The sequence below is a fragment of the Micromonospora sp. C81 genome (genome assembly GCF_018070425.1).
GTDB lineage: Bacteria > Actinomycetota > Actinomycetes > Mycobacteriales > Micromonosporaceae > Micromonospora > Micromonospora zamorensis.
The window spans coordinates 313,410-331,790 of record NZ_JAGPXS010000002.1; the positions used below are offsets into that span (position 1 = coordinate 313,410).

Below are 18,381 nucleotides of genomic sequence, written 5' to 3' on the forward strand. Positions count from 1 at the left end.
GGTGCGGTCAGGCGCTGACGGGTCACGCACCGTCCGCTGACGGCAGCGCACCAGGCCTGCTCGCGGCTTCGGCCTTCTCCTGCTCGGTGATCTCGTCGAGCACGAGGATGATCTCCGACCGGGTGGCCTCGCCGACGTACCAGCCGGTTAGCCCGCCGACCAACGCCTCCTCGCAGAGCCGTCTCGCCTCGACCAGATCGCCGCGCAACCGGGCCACCTGGGCGAGGCCGAGGCGGGCGCTGGCCACGAACTCGGGCGCGCCGCTGCGCTGCGCCAGGAGCAGCGCACCGGCGAAGTCGTCCCGTGCCGCGGCGAGGTCACCGGCACGCAGCCGGATCTCGCCCCTGGTCCGCAGCATGTCGGCCTGGTCGACGGCCGACCCGAGCGCCTCGACCAGTCCCATGGCCTCGTCCATGTGGGCGCCCGCCGTCTCCGGATCGCCCTGCCAGGCAGCCAGTTCGCCGAGCGCACCGAGTGTGATCATGCAGCCCCACCGGTCCCCCGTGCTCCGGAAGCCGTCCAGCGCGGTGGCCAGCGCGCTCCTGGCCCGGTCCCACTCGCCACTCCACATCAGCGCCGAGCCGCTTCCCATCGCGCCGAGCGCGTTGATCCACACGTCCGGACCAACCAGTCGCCGCAGCTCCCGCATCAACTCCTCGACGTGCTCGGCGCCGCCGGACGGCGGCCCGGTCGAGATCCCCGACAGATACAGCAGGAACGGTTGTCGAGGTGCCCGATCGAGGCTGCGGATCACGGACCGCTGATTTCCGAGCGAGGGCAGGTGGCCGGCACCGGCGAGCGAGCTGTTGTAGACGCAGAGGGCGAACTCCTCGCTCAGCCCCGGCGGCGCTTCGGCCCCCAGCAGGTCGAGGACGTTGGCGGCCAACCGGGCCGCTTCGCCGCGCATGCCGCGCAGCCACCAGTAGAACGACAGGGCCGCGACCAACCCGGCCGCGTCGGGCGCGTCACCGGCCGCGGTGGCACGGCGCAGGGCTGCGTGCAGGTTGTCCCGCTCGGCGTCGAGCCGCCGCAACCAGTGCAGCTGCTCCGCGCAGCGGAGGTGGTCGCTGGCGGTCCAGGCGAATTCCAGGAAGTACGCGGTGTGCGCACGACGTAGCTGGTCGGCCTCGCCGGCTTCGGCGAGACGCTCGGCGCAGAAGGCACGCACCGTCTCCAGCATCCGGTAACGGCCGCCAGTCATCTCCACGAAGGACTTGTCGACAAGACCGGTCAGCGCGTCGACGAACTCTGCCGCGGGAAGGCCGGAGACCCGCCCGGCGGCCTCCAGCGTGGCGCCGCCAGCGAAAACGGTCAGCCGGCGGGCCAGCGTGCGTTCGGCATCGTCGAGAAGGTCCCAGCTCCACTCGACCACAGCCCGGAGCGTGCGGTGTCGGGGCGACGCGGCCCGGCTGCCCATGGACAGCAGCCGGAACCGGTCGTCCAGACGGGCGGCCACCTCCGCGACGGGCAACGCCCGCAGCCGCGCGGCGGCCAGCTCGATCGCCAACGGCAGGCCGTCGAGGGTGCGGCAGATCCGCAGCACCACGTCGACGTTGGCCTGTGTGACGGTGAAGTCGGGTGCGACGTCGGCGGCCCGTTGGACGAAGAGGCTGACCGCGGCGTAGTCGTCGGCATTCTCCGTCGACGCGTCGGGTGGCGGCAGGGTGAGCCCGGACAACGGGCACAACGCCTCGCCGGCCAGCCCGAGCGGCTCGCGGCTCGTGGCCAGCACCCGCAGCGCCGGGCACGCGCCCAGCAGTCGTGCGGCGAGCCGGGCCACGTCGGCGATGACGTGCTCGCAGTTGTCGAGCACCAGCAGCAGCCGCCGCTCGGCCAACGCCTCGACCAGTCGGTCGGTGGACTGTCGGCCCGGCTCGGCCGGGGCCCGCAGACCCGCGCCACGCAGACCGAGCGCGCTCAGCACCGCCTGTGGCACGTCCGACCCGTCGGCCAGCCCGGCCAGTTCGACGAAACAGACCCCGCCGTCCGAGCGGCCCGCCGCCTCGATGGCCAACCGGGTCTTGCCCGCTCCCCCGGGGCCGGTGAGGGTGACAAGCCTGCGCTGGCCGAGCAGCTCCCCAACGCGCCTGAGCTCCTCCTCCCGCCCGACGAACGTGGTGAGCTGGCTCGGCAGCGCCTGCTCGGCCGCCTCGCGTTCCTCACCACGCAGCACCGCCAGGTGAACGGCAGCCAGCTCCGCCGATGGGTCGACACCGAGCTGATCGGCCAGCGTGTGCCGCGCGTCCTCGAACTCGGCCAGCGCCTCCGCAGGCCGACCCAGTGCCGCCAGGGCACGCATGAGCTGGCCTCGCGAGCGCTCCCGCAGGGGATGCGCGACGACCAACTCCCGCAGCTCCGCGATCAGCGCGCTCTGTGCGCCCAACGCCAGGTCCGCCTCGACCCGATCCTCGATGGCGGCCAACCGCAGCTCGTCCAGCCGGGCCGCCTGCGCGGGCGCGCCGGCTACGCCGACGGCATCGGCCAGGGCGGGACCCCGCCACAACTCCAGCGCCTCGCGCAACACCGCCGCCGCCCGGGGCCAGTCGCCGTCGACGAGCGCGCGTCGCCCCGCCTCGGCGAGGCGCTCGAACCGGTACGCGTCGACATCGTCGGGATCCACTGCCAGGCGATAACCGGCCGGGTGAAACTCGACCGGGTCGTGCTCGGCGGGCAGGGCCTGACGCAGCCGCGACACCTGGGACTGGAGCGCGTTGGCCGCTCCTCGGGGCGGATGCTCCCCGTACAGGCCGTCGATCAGCCGCTCGGCGGAGACCACCCGACCCGCGTCGAGCAGGAGGAGTGCCAGCAGTGCGCGCAGCCGCGGACCGCCCACGGGGACCTCTCGCCCGTCGGCCAGCACCACCTGGGTCGGACCCAGGATGCGGAAACGCATGCCGTCCATTGTCGCTCAGCTCCGGCCGGTTCCGGCTGACCGATCCGCCGAGCTTGCGGGTCGGAGGGTGAACCGCAATTTCGGTGCCCCGCACAGGAAGGAGAAGTCCCTATTCACGCTCGCTTTGGTGTCGGAATCTAGCGTAGACAGGGGTGTACTCAGGTGCATTATCGGGAACATTCGGGTAGCGAATGCTGCCCTCAGTCTCCCACCAAGAGCTTATGTACTCGCCTGGATTCTTGTATTCAAATCTGTCGTACCAAATCGAGAATCGCTTATTTCGAGGACTGTGATTGCGTTGTGTAGACATTTATGTGTTCGCTCAGCGCTGCCATACCGACTCCTTTCCGCGTCGTACGATTGTCTCATCGGCCCCCGCTCAATCAAGTCGTGCGCATACCACCCACAACTCGTACTCCTCTGCCGTTACCCCGCATACGGCATCGCCGGCCAGTGACATCGCGACAAACTCCGGCTCGCCAGGATTCGGACCGAGCGCGTCGAGCGCCAACGGCCCGTCCGGCAGCCGCACCGCCACCCAACGCCTTTCGTCACTGTGCCCTGTGAGGCCGATTAGCAGGGTGCCATCGCCGCTCGTCAACCCGCGCTCATGCACCAAACGGCGCCATCGTCGCTCCACCTGTTCCACTGCATCGACCGCGGCCAGTGCGACCGACCATCCGGGGCTTGCCGGCGAACTGACGACCGGCTTCCAGGCTTCCTGTTCGGACGGCAGCCCTTCCGCCATGTCATACGCCTCGAGCACGTGGAAGCCGGCCACCCTCAACCGATCTTTAATCACTTACGAAGCGGCCGAGAAGCTGCCCAGGGTCTGACAGGGAGCGTCCGTGTCGCCATTAAGAACACCGTCGTCCCACGGCAGTTGCCGCACACCACCGACCGGAATTCGTCGAGCAACGGCGCGAAGCTCTGCGACGGCTGACCGGTCACCGGCGGAGTCTCCGAGAATTGTGAGAGCCTCCGCCTGCCGCCGCAGCTCAACCTGGACTGACGGCGACCCAAGCAGAGCCTCACGGTCATCGGCGTCGAGCACCCCAAGGCCCTGCTCCCGAGCCGAGAGCTCGTCGGCCGCCGCATATGCCCGCTCGGCTGCGTAGACGGCGTAGGTGACGTCATCGCTGCCCACCAGCTCAAGCAGGTAGATGAGCGACGCGACCGCATCCTCCGCCTGAGGTGCCCAGTCATTCCAGTCATCCTCCGAGGGCAGCAACTCCTTCACTGCGTCCGGCGAGGGCAACTCGGGACAGTGCACAGCCGGCTGATGACCGGCCGAGGCCGACCAGACAGCATCGACGCTGGCTCGCACGAGGTCAGCGTCACCGATCTGGTCCGGCTCGCTGAACTTGACATAGGACGGCACCAGAACCTCGACACAACTGACCGCGAACGCAACACGCTGCCACGGTTCGAGTGCGGCAAGGACCGTGCGCAGCCGCTGACCGTTGAAGCTCTCGGTAGACGCTGCTCCAGCTTCAGGACGGCAAGAGGGCTCAGTTTCCTTGCTCAAGGAACACCTCCGCGTCGAATGGTCGGCCCGCCAGGCGAGCAGCCTCTCGAACCTCTTCGGAGGTCATCCGTGAGACCAGCTGATGGGCCTCGTGCACTCCGTCGCCGCTGCCCTCATTGAGCATCGCAATGAACCACCGCAGACCCTGCACCAGATCCACGCTCGTCCCAATGCCGTCCCGGTACCAACTGCCCACGACGAACATACAGTTGGACTGACCCGCCTCGGCGCCGAAGAGATACCACTCGAACGCTTCTTCATCAAGGTCAAGGGCAGCCAGATGGTTTCCCAGGAACGGGTACGCCTCAGTGACTTCCGCCTTCGCAGCTACCCTCAACCATCGCACGGCGTTAGGGATGTCGACCGCAAGGAATTCGCCATTGGCGTAATGCAGGCCAAGGTTGAAGGCAGCTATCCCGTCTCCACCCTCGGCTGCCGCACGATAGAGCCGCATCGCCCTTTCCTTGTCAGAGGCGACCCCCTGCCCTCGCTCCAGCAGGTACGCCAGAGTCCGCTGAGCGACCACGTCGCCCTCGGCGGCGGACTGACTCAGGAGGTCGACAGTCTCCTCCGGAGCGTCGACATACAGCATGAAAATGACGCCCAACATCGTACGTGCACGAGTGTTTCCGAGGTCAGCCTGCGCCTTCAGCACAGGGCACAGGCGAAGCAGTTCAGCGACAGCCGAGTCATCGCCTGCGGCAGCAGACCTGAGGCACGAGTCCGCCACTTCAACCGGATCCTGGCGGTCCCAACTCCCCCGGTCATAGATCGAATGCAGCATCATCCAACTCCACCTCCATGACCAACCCGGTGACGTCGACGTAGGTCACGTATTCCGGGTCGTCCGAGAGAATCCCTGCGTGGGAGAACGAATCAAGCAGTTCCAGACCGCCGGGCTGCCTGGACCCCACTCGCACCGCTCGAGCCAGGCCATCAGCACGATAGAGCCCGTTCTTGATCGGCAGGCAACCCGATGACCACGAGTCGGTGATTGACAACCACTTACGCTGCCCTTCTTCCCTGACCAGGTGGATAGCGCAGCGGCCGCGCCGCCGGGTGATGTCAGCTCACCTCGCCGCTCTCGTCATGTCGGCGGGTCAGCGCGAAGTCGTCCGGTGGGCCGCCAGCGATTGTCGAGGAAGCGCCTGCGGCGGGGGCAACGGGGTGGGCCACGCCGGCCCCCGAGTCCGTCTGGCCCGGCACCGAGGGAGACGCCGCCGCTGGAGTGGGCACTCCGCCGTGGACCGCTCCGGCCGGCCGGGAGACCGGGCCCGGGCGGGCTGGCGGGGCACACTGCCGCGTCAGCCAGTCCAGTCCGCGCCGCCGGGCGACCACTGTCAACCGGTCGCCCGCGAAGATCACCTGGCGAGGGTCGAGGTCCTTCCACCAGATCGTCTTGCCGCCACCGGCCGGGGTCCGGGCGATCAGCCGGACCTGCCCGTCCCGGTTGACCATGCCCAGGGGCCGGCCGTCCAACTCGGAGCCGGCGGCGACCGGCACCTCGGCGACCGGCAGCGCGTGCCGGTCGACCGGGATGGTGGTGATCACCGCCCGTTCGGTGAGGGCACCGATGAAGGCCGGGGCGGCCAGGTAGGAGACCGACCGGGAGACGCCGAGGGCGAAGGTCTCCTCCACCCGCTCGGCGAAGTCACCGTCGAAGAACCGCAGCACCACCCGCAGGTCGCCACGAAGATCACGGGCCGCGAGCGCCGCCTCCAGGTTGGCCACGTCGTCGGTGGACGCCACCACCAGCGCCTGACAGTCGGCCACCGACGCGGCGACCAGCGTCTCCGGCAGCGCGGCGTCACCGACGATCAGCGGCACCTCCAGCTGACGGGCCAGGGCGGCGCCGCGCGGCTCCGGGTCCTTGTCGATCGCCACCACCTCGACGTCGTACTCGCGAAGCTGCGCCATCACCCGGGTGCCGACGTTGCCCAGGCCGATCAGCACGACGTGCCCGACCCGCGCGGGTTGCAACTGGCCCGTGTGCAGGGCCAGTCGTGCGTTGACGATGCCGTCCACCACGACGGCGGTGATCAGCGGAATCAGCGCCAGCCCGGCCAGGTTGAGCACCACCTGCATGATCTGCGCGCCGGCTGGTTTGGTGGTGTCCGGGTCGGCGCCGCTGAGCGTGGTCACCAGCGTCAGATACAGGGCTTCCAGTGGGGAGGCGCCCTCGGTGCGGGAGATCAGCGCCCCCAGCACCGCGATCACCGCGAGCACCAGCATCACCGCAACGCCGATCTTGCGGGTCGCGAAGCCGCGTACCGCGCCCAGCAGCACCGCGACCGGACGGCGTCGCCGACGGGCCCGGACCAGTCGACGGGCGGCGACCTCGGTGCCGGGTGGCTGCCCCGTCGCCTCGGCGAGCACCAGGTCCGCGCCAGCCTGCTCGGCCGGAAGCAGCTCCACCCCCTGCGCCTCGGTGAGGTGGGCCAGTGCGCAGACCACGTCCTGCGGCCGGACGTCGGCCCGGCGGGCCACCCGCAGCGTCTTGTCCCGGTGTTGGAAGGAACTCGGGTCGACCTCGCCGAGCGCGGCTGCCACGAAGGCCGGCGCGGCCATCTCGGCGTCGGAGAGCACCTCGACCGATGCCTTGAGGAGCTTGCGCACACCGTCGGCGAGGGTGCCGTTGAACATTCGCAGCACCTGGCGGACCCGCTGGTCGACGGCTTGGGCGCAGAGCGCTGCGTGCAGGTTGCCCACGTCGTCCTGGTGGAGCAGGGCCAGCCCGGACGCCCCGGCCAGACCGGCGGCCTCGAAGGTGGCCACGTCCAGCCGATCCGAGCGGACCACCCGGACCCCCCGCAGTGCCGCCACGTCCGGGCCGTTGCTGCGGTAACGCTCCGGCACCACGACGGTCACCCGGGCGCCGCCCGTCGGCAGCTCGGATTCGAGCATCGCCCTGGCCACGTAGTAGGCGAGCGCGTCCTTCCCGCAGATCACATAGTGCGGTCGTGGATCACCGGCGGAGCGCAGCCGCCAGTTCCACTCGACCGCCCGTCGCGCCCGGTCCCGCCACGGCTCCGCCATGCCCGGATCGTAATCAGCACGGCCAGGGTGGGCGACCCCGTCCGGATCATCCCCCCGGCCAGGCATGCCCGCCCTGGCGACGGGTAGAGCAGCGACATGCAGACGTTCCTCCCGTACCCGGACTTTCTGGCCAGCGCCCGGACGCTGGACCAGAAGCGGCTGGGCAAGCAACGGGTGGAGGCCATCCAGGTGCTGCGCGGGCTCACCCGACCCGGGTACGGCTGGCGCAACCACCCGGCGGTGAAGATGTGGGCCGGGTACGAGGAGGCGCTCACCCGCTACGGGCTGGACATGTGCGCGGTGTGGACCGAACCGGGGCGGGCGGACACCTGTGCCACCACGATGACCGTCGACCTCGCCGCCGCCTGCGGGGCCGGTGTCGTACGGACCCAGGACGAGCTGGCCCGGGACGGCGAACTACCACCGTGGCTGGGCCGCGACGACCTGCACCTGAGCCACCGCTCGTCGCTGGTCCGCAAGGACCCGGCGCACTACCGGCCCCTCTTCGGTGACGACGTTCCAGCAGACCTGGAGTACGTCTGGCCTGCCTCCGACCGCGCGCGCCGATGCCTGGAGTAGGGGAGACTGGGGCCCGAGAGAGGTAGGTGCCCATGGCGCTGTCGCAAGTGGTGGGTCGGCTCATCGGCGTACGCCAGCACCTGGTGGACCCGGGCGGCGGTGGCGCGGACCGCGTGCTGCGACCGGCCACGGCGGTGGTGGTTGGTGGTGGCATCGCCGGCATGTCGGCGGCGGTGGTGCTGGCCGAGCGGGGTGTGGCGGTGACGGTGCTGGAGGCTGCGCCGACGCTCGGTGGTCGACTGGGCGCCTGGCCGGAGGCGCTCGCCGACGGCAGCCAGCAGAACGAGCACGGCTTCCATGCGTTCTTCCGGCAGTACTACAACTGGCGGTCGATTCTCCGCCGGGTCGACAAAGACCTGGGTTTCCTCAAGCCCATCCCGGGCTACCCGATCCTCAGCGAGCAGTGGCCGACCGAGGAGTTCGGCAAGCTGCCGCCGGCACCGCCGACGAACCTTCTCGCGTTGCTGTTGCGCAGCCCCAGCCTGCGCCTGGCCGACCTGCGACTGATGGATCGGGACGCCGCACTGCCGCTGCTCAGCTACGACCCGGTACGCACCTACGCCGAGTTGGACGGCACCACCGCCGACGAGCTGCTGGCGTCGCTACGACTGCCGGACCGGGCGCGGGCCATGCTGTTCGAGGTCTTCTCGCACTCGTTCTTCAACCACGAGGCGGAGATGTCGGCCGCCGAGATGGTCGCCCAGTTCCACTTCTACCTGCTCGGCAACCCGGAGGGGCTGGCGTTCGACTGCCCCGACGAGGACTACGCCACGGCGATCTGGGAGCCCCTGACCCGGCACGTCGAGAAGCACGGCGGCCGGGTGCTGACCAGCTCCGCCGCGACCGGTGTGCACCGCGACGGCGACGGCTGGCGGGTGACGACCACCGACGACGGCAGCCACCCGGCCGGTCACGTCGTGCTCGCCGTCGACCCGCCGGCGCTCGCCGCGCTGGTCGCGGCCTCCCCGGACCTGACCGGGCAGGCACCGGAGCTGGCGGCGCGGATGCCCGCCTTCGGCCAGCCCGGCCCGCCGTACGCGGTGGCGCGGTTCTGGTGTGACGGGGACGTGGCCGCCGAGCGGGCGGTGTTCAACGGCGTGTCCCGGCAGCCCACTCTGGACTCGGTGACCCTCTACCACCGGTTGGAGAACGAGCCGCGGCGCTGGGCGCGGCAGACCGGCGGGTCGGTCATCGAGCTGCACGCGTACGCCTGCGAGCCCGGCGTGCCGGCGGAGGAGCTGGCCGAGCGGATGCGCCGCGAGCTGGTCGCGCTCTGGCCGGAGGCCGGCGACCTGCGGGTCCGCGAGCTGCGGGCCCGGGTCGAGGCGCAGGCGCCGGCGTTCACGCCGGGCAGCCACGCCTGGCGACCCGGGGTACGCACCGACGCGACCGGCGTCTACCTGGCCGGGGACGGCATCGCCACGGACTTCCCGAGCGCGTTGATGGAACGCTCGGCGGCGACCGGGATCATCGCCGCGAACCACATCCTGCGCGCCGAGGGCGCCTCGGCCGAGCCGGTGCGCTCGATCCGACCACGTGGACTGCTCGCCCGGAAGCCCTGACCTGCGTGGAAGACCTGGCGCGGGAGTGCGGGTGCGTGCCCGCACCCCCGCGTCGGATCAGTTGACAGTGACCGAGAACGACCGGTAACTGGACAAGCTGCCGTCGGCGTACTCGACGGTGAACCAGAAGTAGGTCCAGCCGGCCGTCGTGGGCGTCCAGGTGATCGTGGCCTTGCCGTCGGTGGCCAGCGGAACCACTCTGGGGTTGTTGTCGACACTGTCGAACCACCGCACCGAGGTGGCGCCCTTGGTCACCGCCGGAGAGACCGTGAAGACCCCGGGGACGCCGACGCCACCGCCGGAGCCGTCGATCGGATAGACACCGTCCGAGGTGATGGTGGGCCCATCGTCGACGAAGAAGGTCGTCTCCTGCTGATACCCCGGCTCGCCAGAGGCGCTCCGGCCGACGTAGCTGAGCTGGTGCTCACCGCCCTTGAGGGGCGCCAGGACCGGCTCGGCGACCCCGTCGGCTCCCACGGTCGCCAACTGCTCCGACCCACCGTCCACCCGATAGGCGATGGTGGTGATGCCGTTGCCGGGCTGGGTGCTGAACCGCATCGTGACCGCCATTCCGTTACCGGAAGGGTCGGGCTGTTGGGCCGTCGACCACGCGTTGACGGCCAGGTCGCGCACGTTGAACGTGTAGGCCCGCACCGGAGAGCTGTTGCCGGCGCGATCCATGCTCGCCACGTACAGCGTCTGTTCGCCCGCGTCGCGAGGTCGCCACCGAATGGTGGCCGCGCCGCCGAGCTGGTCGGCTGGCACCTGGTTGTAGAGAGCTCCCTGGCTGTCGCCGTACCGGAAGCTCACCACGTCCGCGACGCCATGCGACGTGAACAGGAAGGTGCCCTCGGTCTCACGGCTGCCGGTCGGGTTCGCCGGGTTCTCCGGATATTCCGGAGAGGCGACGGTCGGCGAGACGGCAGGCTTGGTGCGATCCACAGTGAAATGGCACGGATCGCTCCAGGGTGACCAGGCCCGCTGGTCGAATGTCCGGGCGTGCCAGGCGTACTCCCCGTCCGCGAGCGAGGCCACCGGCATCTGGCCGACCGCGTCGAGACCGTCGGGGCCGCTGGAAATGCCGGGGTCGACAGGCGTGACAGCGGACGGGTCGGCGAGCGGCCAGTACTCGATCTCGGCGGTCAGCGCGTCGTACGGGTCCCGATCCCGGTCCGTCATGTTGGCGTATGCGGCAAATTCCGATCCGGCGAAGTATTCCGGACCGCAGGGGGTGTCGGTGTTCGCGTTGAAGAGCTTGGTCGGCTTGAGCGGGGCGGTGTTCGTCAGCTCCACCTCGAACCGGAACTCGTTGCTCTCCAGCCAGCGGCCGTAGGAGACATCCCCCTCGTTCCGCTTGGGCACCCGAAGCTCGGTGGTGAGTTGGTGCTCGCCCCGGCCCAGCGCCCTGGTCAACGCGGCGGTCAAGTCCCATTTGGTCCGCCAGGAGGCGCAATCAGCGCCCTCGGCGGTCGCGGCGACCGCCTTGCCGACCGTGGCCGGCGGGTTCGACCAACTGTTCTCAGCCGTGAAGGAGGCCGTGGCCTGGGCGACGGTGGCACGCGCGCGTGCGCAGTCGTTGGCGCGGCTTTCCCGCCCGACGAGGGTCGCCTGGCTCAGCCGACCGACGTAGATCCCGCCGATGTCGAACGTTACGTAGATGCGGGAGGAGTGCGTGCTGCCGGCGTCATCCCGCCACGACCCGACCGGGATCTCTCCCCCGCTGGGGTAGAAGACCGCGGTGTCCGGGGTGGTGGAGTCGGTGTAGGCGAGGAGCGACGGTGTGAACACGTGGTGGGGTTCGGCGGCGGCGGCCGGACCGGGCGAGAGGACGACAGCTCCCAGCGCCAGCGTGGCGACGGCGGCCAGCACCGGCATATGCCCGCCCGGCCGGACACCGCGACTTGTGAATCTCAAGTGGAGTTCCTCCTGTACGGTCGCCAGCAGAGCGGCGGCGACCGCTCGGATCGTAGTGACTTGGACCGACGGCGGCGGCCCCGTTTTCGATCGACGCGGAGCATCAGCCAGAATCCGACGGCTGCGCCACACCCTCCGCCTGAACGGGGAACGATGAACAGACCCGCCCGCAGAATCTTCATGCTCGCCTCGGCGACCGCGCTCACCCTCGCCGCCACTCTGGCCGCAACTCCGGCGCAGGCCGTGGAGCCCGACAGCGGCGCCATCACCGGCCACGTGGTGACCGAGAAGCCCGGCAACGTCACGGTCAACCTCTTCACCACAGATGGTGCCAGCGGTGGGCAGGTCGTGTCCGACGCTGACGGCAACTTCCGGTTCGCCTCCGTCCCGGTTGGCACCTACAAGATCCAGTATGGCTTCCTCGGCCGGTTCCAGTGGTCGCACCAAAAGCTCGGCTACTCCACGGCCGACGTGGTCACCGTCGCGTCCGGCGTCACCACGACGGTGCCGGAGGAGCAGATGCTCCTGCCCGGCGTCGTCGAGGTGCTCGCGACCGACGCGGTCAGCGGCGGCCCGGTGAACGCGTACTGCGCGGGCGTCCGCCCGTACGACCAGCAGTGCGGCGCCACCGACGGCAGGATTCGCCTGGCGAACCTGGAGTCGGGAACGTTCACCCTGGAGCTGCGCTCCTCGGACGGCCTGCATGCCGCGCAGGAGGTCAAGAACGTCAAGGTGACCCTCGGTCAGACCACCACGGTCGAGGTCGCCCTCCGCCCAACCACCGCAATCACCACCACCGTCGTCGACCGGGCCAGTGGGGATCCGGTCCCGAACGTCTGTGTCGCGGCACTGTCACTGACCTTCGGCTCGGTGGACAGCGACACGTGCGAATGGGGCGTCAACTACACCGACGAGCAGGGCCGGATCACCATCGGAGAGTTGCAGCCGGGTGAGTACACCCTGCTGGCGCTACCGGCCGACGAGGTGCACGGCATGCAGTGGGTGGGACGCCGTGGGGGCGTCGGCCGGCAGTATGACGCGCTGCGGGTCGATGGTCATGCCGGGCTGCTCAGCACCGTGCCCACCGTCAAGCTGGACCCGGCGGCCCGGATCACCGGCACGATTCGGGACACCGAAACCGGTCAGCCCCTCACCAACGGCTGCGCGTCGGTGCTGCCGACACGTCAGGGCTCCGGCGCGCCCGGGATCGGCCCGTTCTGCACCGACTCCGACGGCACCTACACGGTGCCGAACCTCGGGCCGTACGACTGGCCGCTGGAGTTCTCGCACTTCTACGACTACACCGAGCCGTATGCGGCGGTGTGGACGGGCAACGCGTCGGACCGCAAGACCGCCGCGACGACCAGGGCCGGAACCGACCAACCGGGCGTCGCCGACATCTCGCTCGGCAAGAACGGCCCCCGGTTGAGCATCGGCGTGACGTCGGCGGACGGCCAGCCGTACAACGGCTGGCTCGCGGGCGAGGTCTACAACGCCCGCACCGGGGACCTGGTCAAGGAGTACTCGTTCTACGGCCAGCGGGTCATCGAGGGGATGACCGACCAGTCGGTCAAGATCCGGTACGTGCCGAATCCGCCGTGGGTCGGCGGCTGGTACGGGGGGTCCGACCTCGCCTCCGCACGTGGCGTCGCCCTTCGTGACGGCGCCAACAAGCAGATCAGGATCGTCCTGTCAGATCCCTCCTGACCTGGGCAGATTCAGAACGAGGGGCCGCGCCGGTACGCCTGGCGCGGCCCTTCGCTCACTACGGCCGCTAAAACCACCAAAGCTGCTATAAGCGACTATTTGCTGTCGTACGCTCGATTGATCAACCGTCGATCGACCGGGCGGGAGGGCAGCGGCAGATGTCACCACTGCACCGCGTCGGCGCGGAAAGCGGCCCGCCGAACGACGAGATCGGCCGCGACGACGCGTACCCCCTGATCCGCGACGAACGCGCGTGCATCGTCACCGCGCTGCGGCTGGGCTGGTGGATGGCGGACGCCTACCACCACGGGCAGCACGCGGAGCTCGGCGCTCCCGTCGAGGCCCGACCGGCCGTACCCCCGGCCAAGCTCTCCAACCTCACCGAGATGTCCGCCCACCGCCGGATGCGGATGTACCTCGACGGGGTGGACGTCGCCCTGGCCCAGATCGCCGACCTCACCCGGCACAACGGGCCGGTGCCCGACACCGCCTCCGCCCGGGCCCTGCTCCCCGACCTGGACCGGGCCGACCCCGCAGACCCGGTACCCCTGCTGCTCGCCCTCGACGACCTCAACGTGGACGTGCTCCGCTGGACGATGGCCACCAACCACCGGGTCGGCCTGGCCTACCGGCTGGGCCGATCGGTGGCCGACACCGTCCGAGCCGGCGACGCCGCCCAGTTGCTGAGGCAGTTCGGTGGGCGGCAGATCCAGATCCGCCGGTGGTTGGACGAGCTGGCCACCGTCCTGCCGCCGTACTCGGCCGCGGTGGTGCGCCGGTCACTCGCCGCCTGGTCGAGCGCTGTCGGCCGGGCCGGCCTCGGGGACCCGGCCGTGCCGGCGCCAGCCGAGCTGAGCCGGGCCCTGCGCGGCCAGGGCGACCTCTGGCGCGACGTGCTCACCGGCGGCCTGCATCCGCGCGACCTGCTCGACGAGGAGGACTACGCGGTGATCGCCAGGAACCTGATGATCCGGGACCGGCGGCTGGTGGCGCAGGCGGCACGCGGCATCTTCTGGCCGGTGCTCGTACCCGTGCTGCTGGTGCTCTTCGCCGTGGTCGGGGTGAGTGCCGCCGCGGCCGCCGGCTCACCGGCCACCCGGGCCACCGTCGCCCTGGTGGGCCTCGGCGCCGGTCTGGCCGCGATCTGGCGGTCGGTGTCGGGCCCGGCGCTGGCGGTCGCCGGTGAGGTCAACCGACCCCTGCTGGACAGCGAACTCACAGTGCGGATGGCCCTGCGACTGAACCGCCCGCTGACCACCGCCCACATCTCGACGGACGCCACCACCCCCACCCGCCGCCAACGACGTTCCGACGAGACCAGCCGATCGAAATCCGTTGCCCGTCTGTCCCGTCCCGGCCTACCGTGAGCGCGCAAGGTCAACCACCACCGCGGGAGCAGCTCATGGCGATGTCGCACGTCACCATCGTGCCGTCGACGCTGCCCGGCGGCGGTTGCCGAGCGGAAGGTCCCCGGGCGGGCCGGCCCGACTGACGCGTATCCGTACGCGGTGAGCCGCCCCGTCCGACAGCCGGACCGGGCGGCTCTTCGCTGTCCGTCAGCCTCTGGAAAGGAGTCCCGGTGGACGCCGTCCTCGTCATCAACGCCGACCTCGGCCCGCTGCACCGGGTCACCGTCCAACACGCCGTACGGATGCTCTGCCGTCGGGTGGCCGAGATCCACGAGGCCGAGCCGGACCGGGTGATCGGGGTCTTCCCGATGCCCCGGGTGGTGCGGCTGGTCCGTTTCGTGGTCACCCGGTGGAGGTTCAACTCCGGGCCGGCCTGGTCCCGTGCCGGGGTGCTGCGCCGCGACGACAGGTGCTGCGCGTACTGCGGTGGGTCCGCCTCCACGATCGACCACATCCTGCCCCGCTCGCGCGGCGGTCGGAACACCTGGCGGAACACCACCGCCGCCTGCTACGCCTGCAACCAGCGCAAGGGTGACCGGACGCCGTCGGAAGCGGGCATGCCGCTGCGCCGGGAGCCGGTCAACCCCGGGTGGGGGGCGCTGGCCGGGCGGTGACGGACCGGCCGGCGGGAACGGGGGGCCGCGTTCCGGGTACGTCCCGGGCGCGGCACCCGCCGGCCCCCGGTCAGACGGCGCGTTCCCTGACCCTCGATTTCGGGCTGCCGCCGGGGCAGCGCACCCGGATCTCACTGCGGTACTCGGAGGAGACCAGCTCGACCTGGATCTGCTTCGCCGGGCCCGGGTCGTACGCCTCGACCCGGAACCCGGGCGCGAGCGTCACCGCGAGCACCTCGACGGACTTCCCGACGCAGCGAATGGTGACCGTCCCGCCTCGCGCGTCCACGGACGCACCCGAGCCAGGGGTGGGCGTGGGTGTGGGCGTCGGTGCATCCCTGGTCGGGGTCGGCCCGGGGGTGGTGACGGTCGGGCTCGGCCTGGCCCGAGGGGCAGACCGGGAAGCGGGCGCGGTGCTCCCGGCCGGCGGGACGGCGGCCGGTCCGGTGTCGGCCGGCTCCTCACTGCGCGGCATTCCCACAGTGGTGGTGCCCGGGCCGATCCCCGTCGGCCCCTTCTGCCCGAGCCGACGGTTGTGCGAGTCACCGAGCGACCCGGCAATCGCCAGCGCGGCGATCACCGCGCAGCTGACCGCCAGCACGGCCCGCCCCCGACGCCACGCTCCTCGCCGGGGCGTGGACCCGGCAGCCGCCTCGCCCGTCTCGACCTTCGGCCCGGTCGGCTCGCTCGTCGGCCCGGTCGGCTCGCTCGCATCGGCGGGCGTGTCGCCGGACTGCTCGGTCCCGTCGGCCGCCGGGTCGACAGCGCCGGCCGCCTCGACCACGGCAGTCGCTGCGCTGGCGGCGGCGAGCAGGATGCGGGCCGCCTCGACGGCCGGCGGCCGGTCGGCGGGGTCGCGGGCCAGGCACCAGCGGTAGAGCCGGTGCACCTCGGGCGGTACGCCGTCGACCGGGGGCAGCGGATCCGGCTCGACGTGCGTGTGGGCGCGGAGCATCCCGGTCTGCGCCTCGGCGGGCCACGGCAGCCGGCCGGTGAGCACCCGGTGCAGCAGCAGGCCGAGGGCGTACACGTCGCAGGCCGGCAACACCTCGCCGGCCTCCAGTCGCTCCGGAGCCAGGTAGGCCGGCGTGCCCAGCAGCCGCCCCTCGAAGTCGATCTCCGACTCACCGGCGGCCGCAGCGATGCCGAAGTCGAGCACCTTGGCGCCGGTGGGCGTGAGCATCACGTTGGCCGGCTTGATGTCGCGGTGCACCAGATCCTGGCCGTGCGCGCAGGCCAGCGCGGAGGCCACCTGGGCGCAGACCCGCAGACCCTCGCGGGGCGGCAACGGCCCGGCCGCCAGCCGTTGTTCGAGGGTGTGACCGCCGAGCATCTCCATCACCACGAACGGGACCTGGGCACCGTCGACCAACGACTCGCCGAAGTCGTAGACGCTGGTGACATGCGGGTGCGACAGACGGGCCGCGGCCTTGGCCTCAGCCCGGATCCGCTGCCGCGCGTTGTGGTCGGTGGCGACGAGCACCTTCACCGCGACGTCCCGTTCGAGCACTTCGTCGTACGCCCGGTGCACCGCCGACATGCCACCACTGCCGAGGCGTTCCAGGAGCCGGTAGCGCCCCGCAAGCAACTGATCACGCTGCACGACCGACAGCCTGCCGTACCGACCGGCGGCGGGCCACCCCGGATCGAGGTGTTGCGATGGGTGGGACGGAGCTTCGGCTACCGCTCGCTCAGATCCGGGTGGTTCCGGAGGAACGCCTCACCCCGTCGGGCGTTTCGCAGGACCGACACGATCAGCACCACCCAGATCACCAGCAGCAAGCCGCCGATCAATGCGTGGAACGGCGCGAACCCCACGAAGACCTGGCCGACGCTCGTCATCACCAGCCCAGCGCACAGCACCGCGAGATAGCGCTGACTGACGAACTGTCTGGCGGTCTCCACGAGCAGAGCCGGGTCTTCGTCGGCCTCGGGTGCGTCGCGTCGCACCTGCCGATCCAGCCGGCGACGATGCGACCAGCTGAGCCCGATCAGGGGCGACTGTCGTCCCGACCGGTAGCGGCCGGTGGCGACCAGCCAGATGGCTGCGGCCACCTCGATGACGACTCCGACGATCACCAGGACGAGGCCGAGGTTGCTCGCCCAGTGCGGCGGGTCGCCGTCGAAGATGCCGGTGTTCTCACCACCGGTCGCGACACCCACCGCGAGACCGCCGACCACGGCGGGCAGCAGCACGAAGAGAAGAATCAGACGGAGTCGCCGTTGGCCCCGCTCGGTCTGCCCCCGATTCGATGCTGCCGCGTCCATAGTGGTCCCCCGATCACCGTGTGGAGCGGGGACTACCCATCGACGTCGACGGCTCAAACCGGTCAGTCGTCGGCCGGTGCCCGCCAGGCGAAGCGGGGCGTACGCCGCTCGGCCATCGCCGCGACCCCCTCGCGGGCCTCGCCGGTGGTCGCGACCTTCCGGTGCCACCAGGCGATCCGCGCGGGCCCGGCACGGTCGTCGATGATCTCCTTGGCGGCGGCGACGCTCAGTGGTGACCGCTGGGCGATCGTCATCACCAGTTCGTCCACCCGCCCGGCGAGCCGATCGGCAGGCAGCACCTCGTCGACCAGGCCGATCCGCAGGGCGCGCTCGGAGTCGATCAGCTCGGCGGTGAACAGCAGATGCTTGGCGGCGGACGGGCCGACCAGCCGGGCCAGCCGCAGCGTCGTCGGTGCCGGATAGACCAGACCGAGCCGGGCCGGCGGTACGCCGAACCTGGCGCCGTCCGCAGCGATCCGCAGGTCGCAGGCGACCGCGAGCTGAGCGCCACCCCCGACGCAGGCGCCTCGGATGGCTGCGACGGTCGGCTTGGCGAAACTGGCCAGCCGTTCCTCGGCGGCCACCGCGATGCTGGCGTCGCCGGCGTCCAACAGCTCGGCCAGGTCGCCGAGGTCGGCACCCGCGCAGAAGGCGTCGCCCGCGCCGGTGAGCACCAACGCTCGTACGCCCGGGTCGGGTTCGAGCCGGTCGAGCAGTTCGGGGAGCTGACGCCACATGGCTGCGGTCATCGCGTTGCGCCGGGCCGGGTTGTGGATCACCACGGTTGCGACCGGTCCGGTCACCTCGACGGTCAACTCCGCGTCCGACATACGGCGACCATAACGGCGCGGGCCCAGCGGCCACCCCGAGG

At 70.8% G+C, this 18,381-nt stretch carries 15 protein-coding genes; 5 read left to right on the forward strand and 10 right to left on the reverse strand.

The window, feature by feature from the left end; genetic code table 11:
• Window positions 1-22: 22 nt before the first annotated feature.
• From KBX46_RS04985 to KBX46_RS05010, 6 genes are all read right to left on the reverse strand, one after another.
• Window positions 23-2,893: a BTAD domain-containing putative transcriptional regulator gene (locus tag KBX46_RS04985; RefSeq protein ID WP_247666973.1), complete on the reverse strand. Its 2,871-nt coding sequence runs from the start codon at window positions 2,891-2,893 to the stop codon at window positions 23-25.
• Window positions 2,894-3,272: 379 nt separating this feature from the next.
• The gene (locus tag KBX46_RS04990; protein ID WP_141911466.1) at window positions 3,273-3,674 is read right to left on the reverse strand and encodes a hypothetical protein; all 402 of its coding nucleotides are present in this window, start codon (window positions 3,672-3,674) and stop codon (window positions 3,273-3,275) included.
• 21 nt (window positions 3,675-3,695) lie between these two features.
• Complete coding sequence (locus tag KBX46_RS04995) at window positions 3,696-4,421, reverse strand: DUF416 family protein (protein WP_210791197.1); 726 nt, start codon at window positions 4,419-4,421, stop codon at window positions 3,696-3,698.
• The gene (locus KBX46_RS05000) at window positions 4,405-5,208 is read right to left on the reverse strand and encodes a tetratricopeptide repeat protein (RefSeq protein WP_210791199.1); all 804 of its coding nucleotides are present in this window, start codon (window positions 5,206-5,208) and stop codon (window positions 4,405-4,407) included. Before KBX46_RS05000 ends, KBX46_RS04995 begins: the two co-directional genes overlap by 17 nt.
• A complete protein-coding gene (locus KBX46_RS05005) occupies window positions 5,186-5,422 on the reverse strand; it encodes a hypothetical protein (protein WP_141911471.1) in 237 nt (78 codons plus the stop codon). The genes KBX46_RS05000 and KBX46_RS05005 overlap by 23 nt, the downstream gene beginning before the upstream one ends.
• Before the next feature lie 64 nt (window positions 5,423-5,486).
• Complete coding sequence (locus KBX46_RS05010; RefSeq protein ID WP_247666974.1) at window positions 5,487-7,457, reverse strand: NAD-binding protein; 1,971 nt, start codon at window positions 7,455-7,457, stop codon at window positions 5,487-5,489.
• 96 nt (window positions 7,458-7,553) lie between these two features.
• On the opposite strand from KBX46_RS05010, the gene KBX46_RS05015 reads away from it, so the two are divergent.
• The gene (locus KBX46_RS05015; RefSeq protein WP_088950458.1) at window positions 7,554-8,036 is read left to right on the forward strand and encodes an MSMEG_6728 family protein; all 483 of its coding nucleotides are present in this window, start codon (window positions 7,554-7,556) and stop codon (window positions 8,034-8,036) included.
• A gap of 32 nt (window positions 8,037-8,068) precedes the next feature.
• Window positions 8,069-9,598: an FAD-dependent oxidoreductase gene (locus tag KBX46_RS05020; RefSeq protein WP_210791202.1), complete on the forward strand. Its 1,530-nt coding sequence runs from the start codon at window positions 8,069-8,071 to the stop codon at window positions 9,596-9,598.
• A 57-nt stretch (window positions 9,599-9,655) separates the two neighbouring features.
• On the opposite strand, the gene KBX46_RS05025 is transcribed toward KBX46_RS05020, so the two are convergent.
• Entirely contained in the window at window positions 9,656-11,512 is a 1,857-nt protein-coding gene (locus KBX46_RS05025; RefSeq protein WP_210791204.1) for a hypothetical protein, read from the reverse strand.
• A 153-nt stretch (window positions 11,513-11,665) separates the two neighbouring features.
• Here KBX46_RS05025 and KBX46_RS05030 point away from each other — a divergent pair, with 153 nt between their 5' ends.
• The 3 genes from KBX46_RS05030 (at window position 11,666) to KBX46_RS05040 (ending at window position 15,242) form a co-directional block, all read left to right on the forward strand.
• Window positions 11,666-13,219 (forward strand): carboxypeptidase regulatory-like domain-containing protein, encoded by a 1,554-nt coding sequence (locus KBX46_RS05030; RefSeq protein ID WP_210791205.1) that lies wholly within the window; start codon window positions 11,666-11,668, stop codon window positions 13,217-13,219.
• 158 nt (window positions 13,220-13,377) lie between these two features.
• Window positions 13,378-14,586, forward strand: coding sequence for a hypothetical protein (locus tag KBX46_RS05035; protein WP_210791207.1), 1,209 nt, complete (start codon window positions 13,378-13,380; stop codon window positions 14,584-14,586).
• A 212-nt stretch (window positions 14,587-14,798) separates the two neighbouring features.
• Window positions 14,799-15,242 carry an HNH endonuclease gene (locus tag KBX46_RS05040; protein ID WP_099849021.1) on the forward strand — a complete coding sequence of 148 codons (444 nt, stop codon included), beginning with the start codon at window positions 14,799-14,801 and terminating at the stop codon, window positions 15,240-15,242.
• 70 nt (window positions 15,243-15,312) lie between these two features.
• On the opposite strand, the gene KBX46_RS32335 is transcribed toward KBX46_RS05040, so the two are convergent.
• The 3 genes from KBX46_RS32335 to KBX46_RS05055 form a co-directional block, all read right to left on the reverse strand.
• The gene (locus KBX46_RS32335; RefSeq protein ID WP_308159379.1) at window positions 15,313-16,845 is read right to left on the reverse strand and encodes a serine/threonine-protein kinase; all 1,533 of its coding nucleotides are present in this window, start codon (window positions 16,843-16,845) and stop codon (window positions 15,313-15,315) included.
• A 77-nt stretch (window positions 16,846-16,922) separates the two neighbouring features.
• Window positions 16,923-17,510, reverse strand: a complete 588-nt coding sequence (locus tag KBX46_RS05050) for a hypothetical protein (protein WP_210791209.1) — start codon at window positions 17,508-17,510, stop codon at window positions 16,923-16,925.
• Window positions 17,511-17,572: 62 nt separating this feature from the next.
• A complete protein-coding gene (locus KBX46_RS05055; protein ID WP_210791210.1) occupies window positions 17,573-18,340 on the reverse strand; it encodes an enoyl-CoA hydratase/isomerase family protein in 768 nt (255 codons plus the stop codon).
• Window positions 18,341-18,381: the final 41 nt, after the last annotated feature.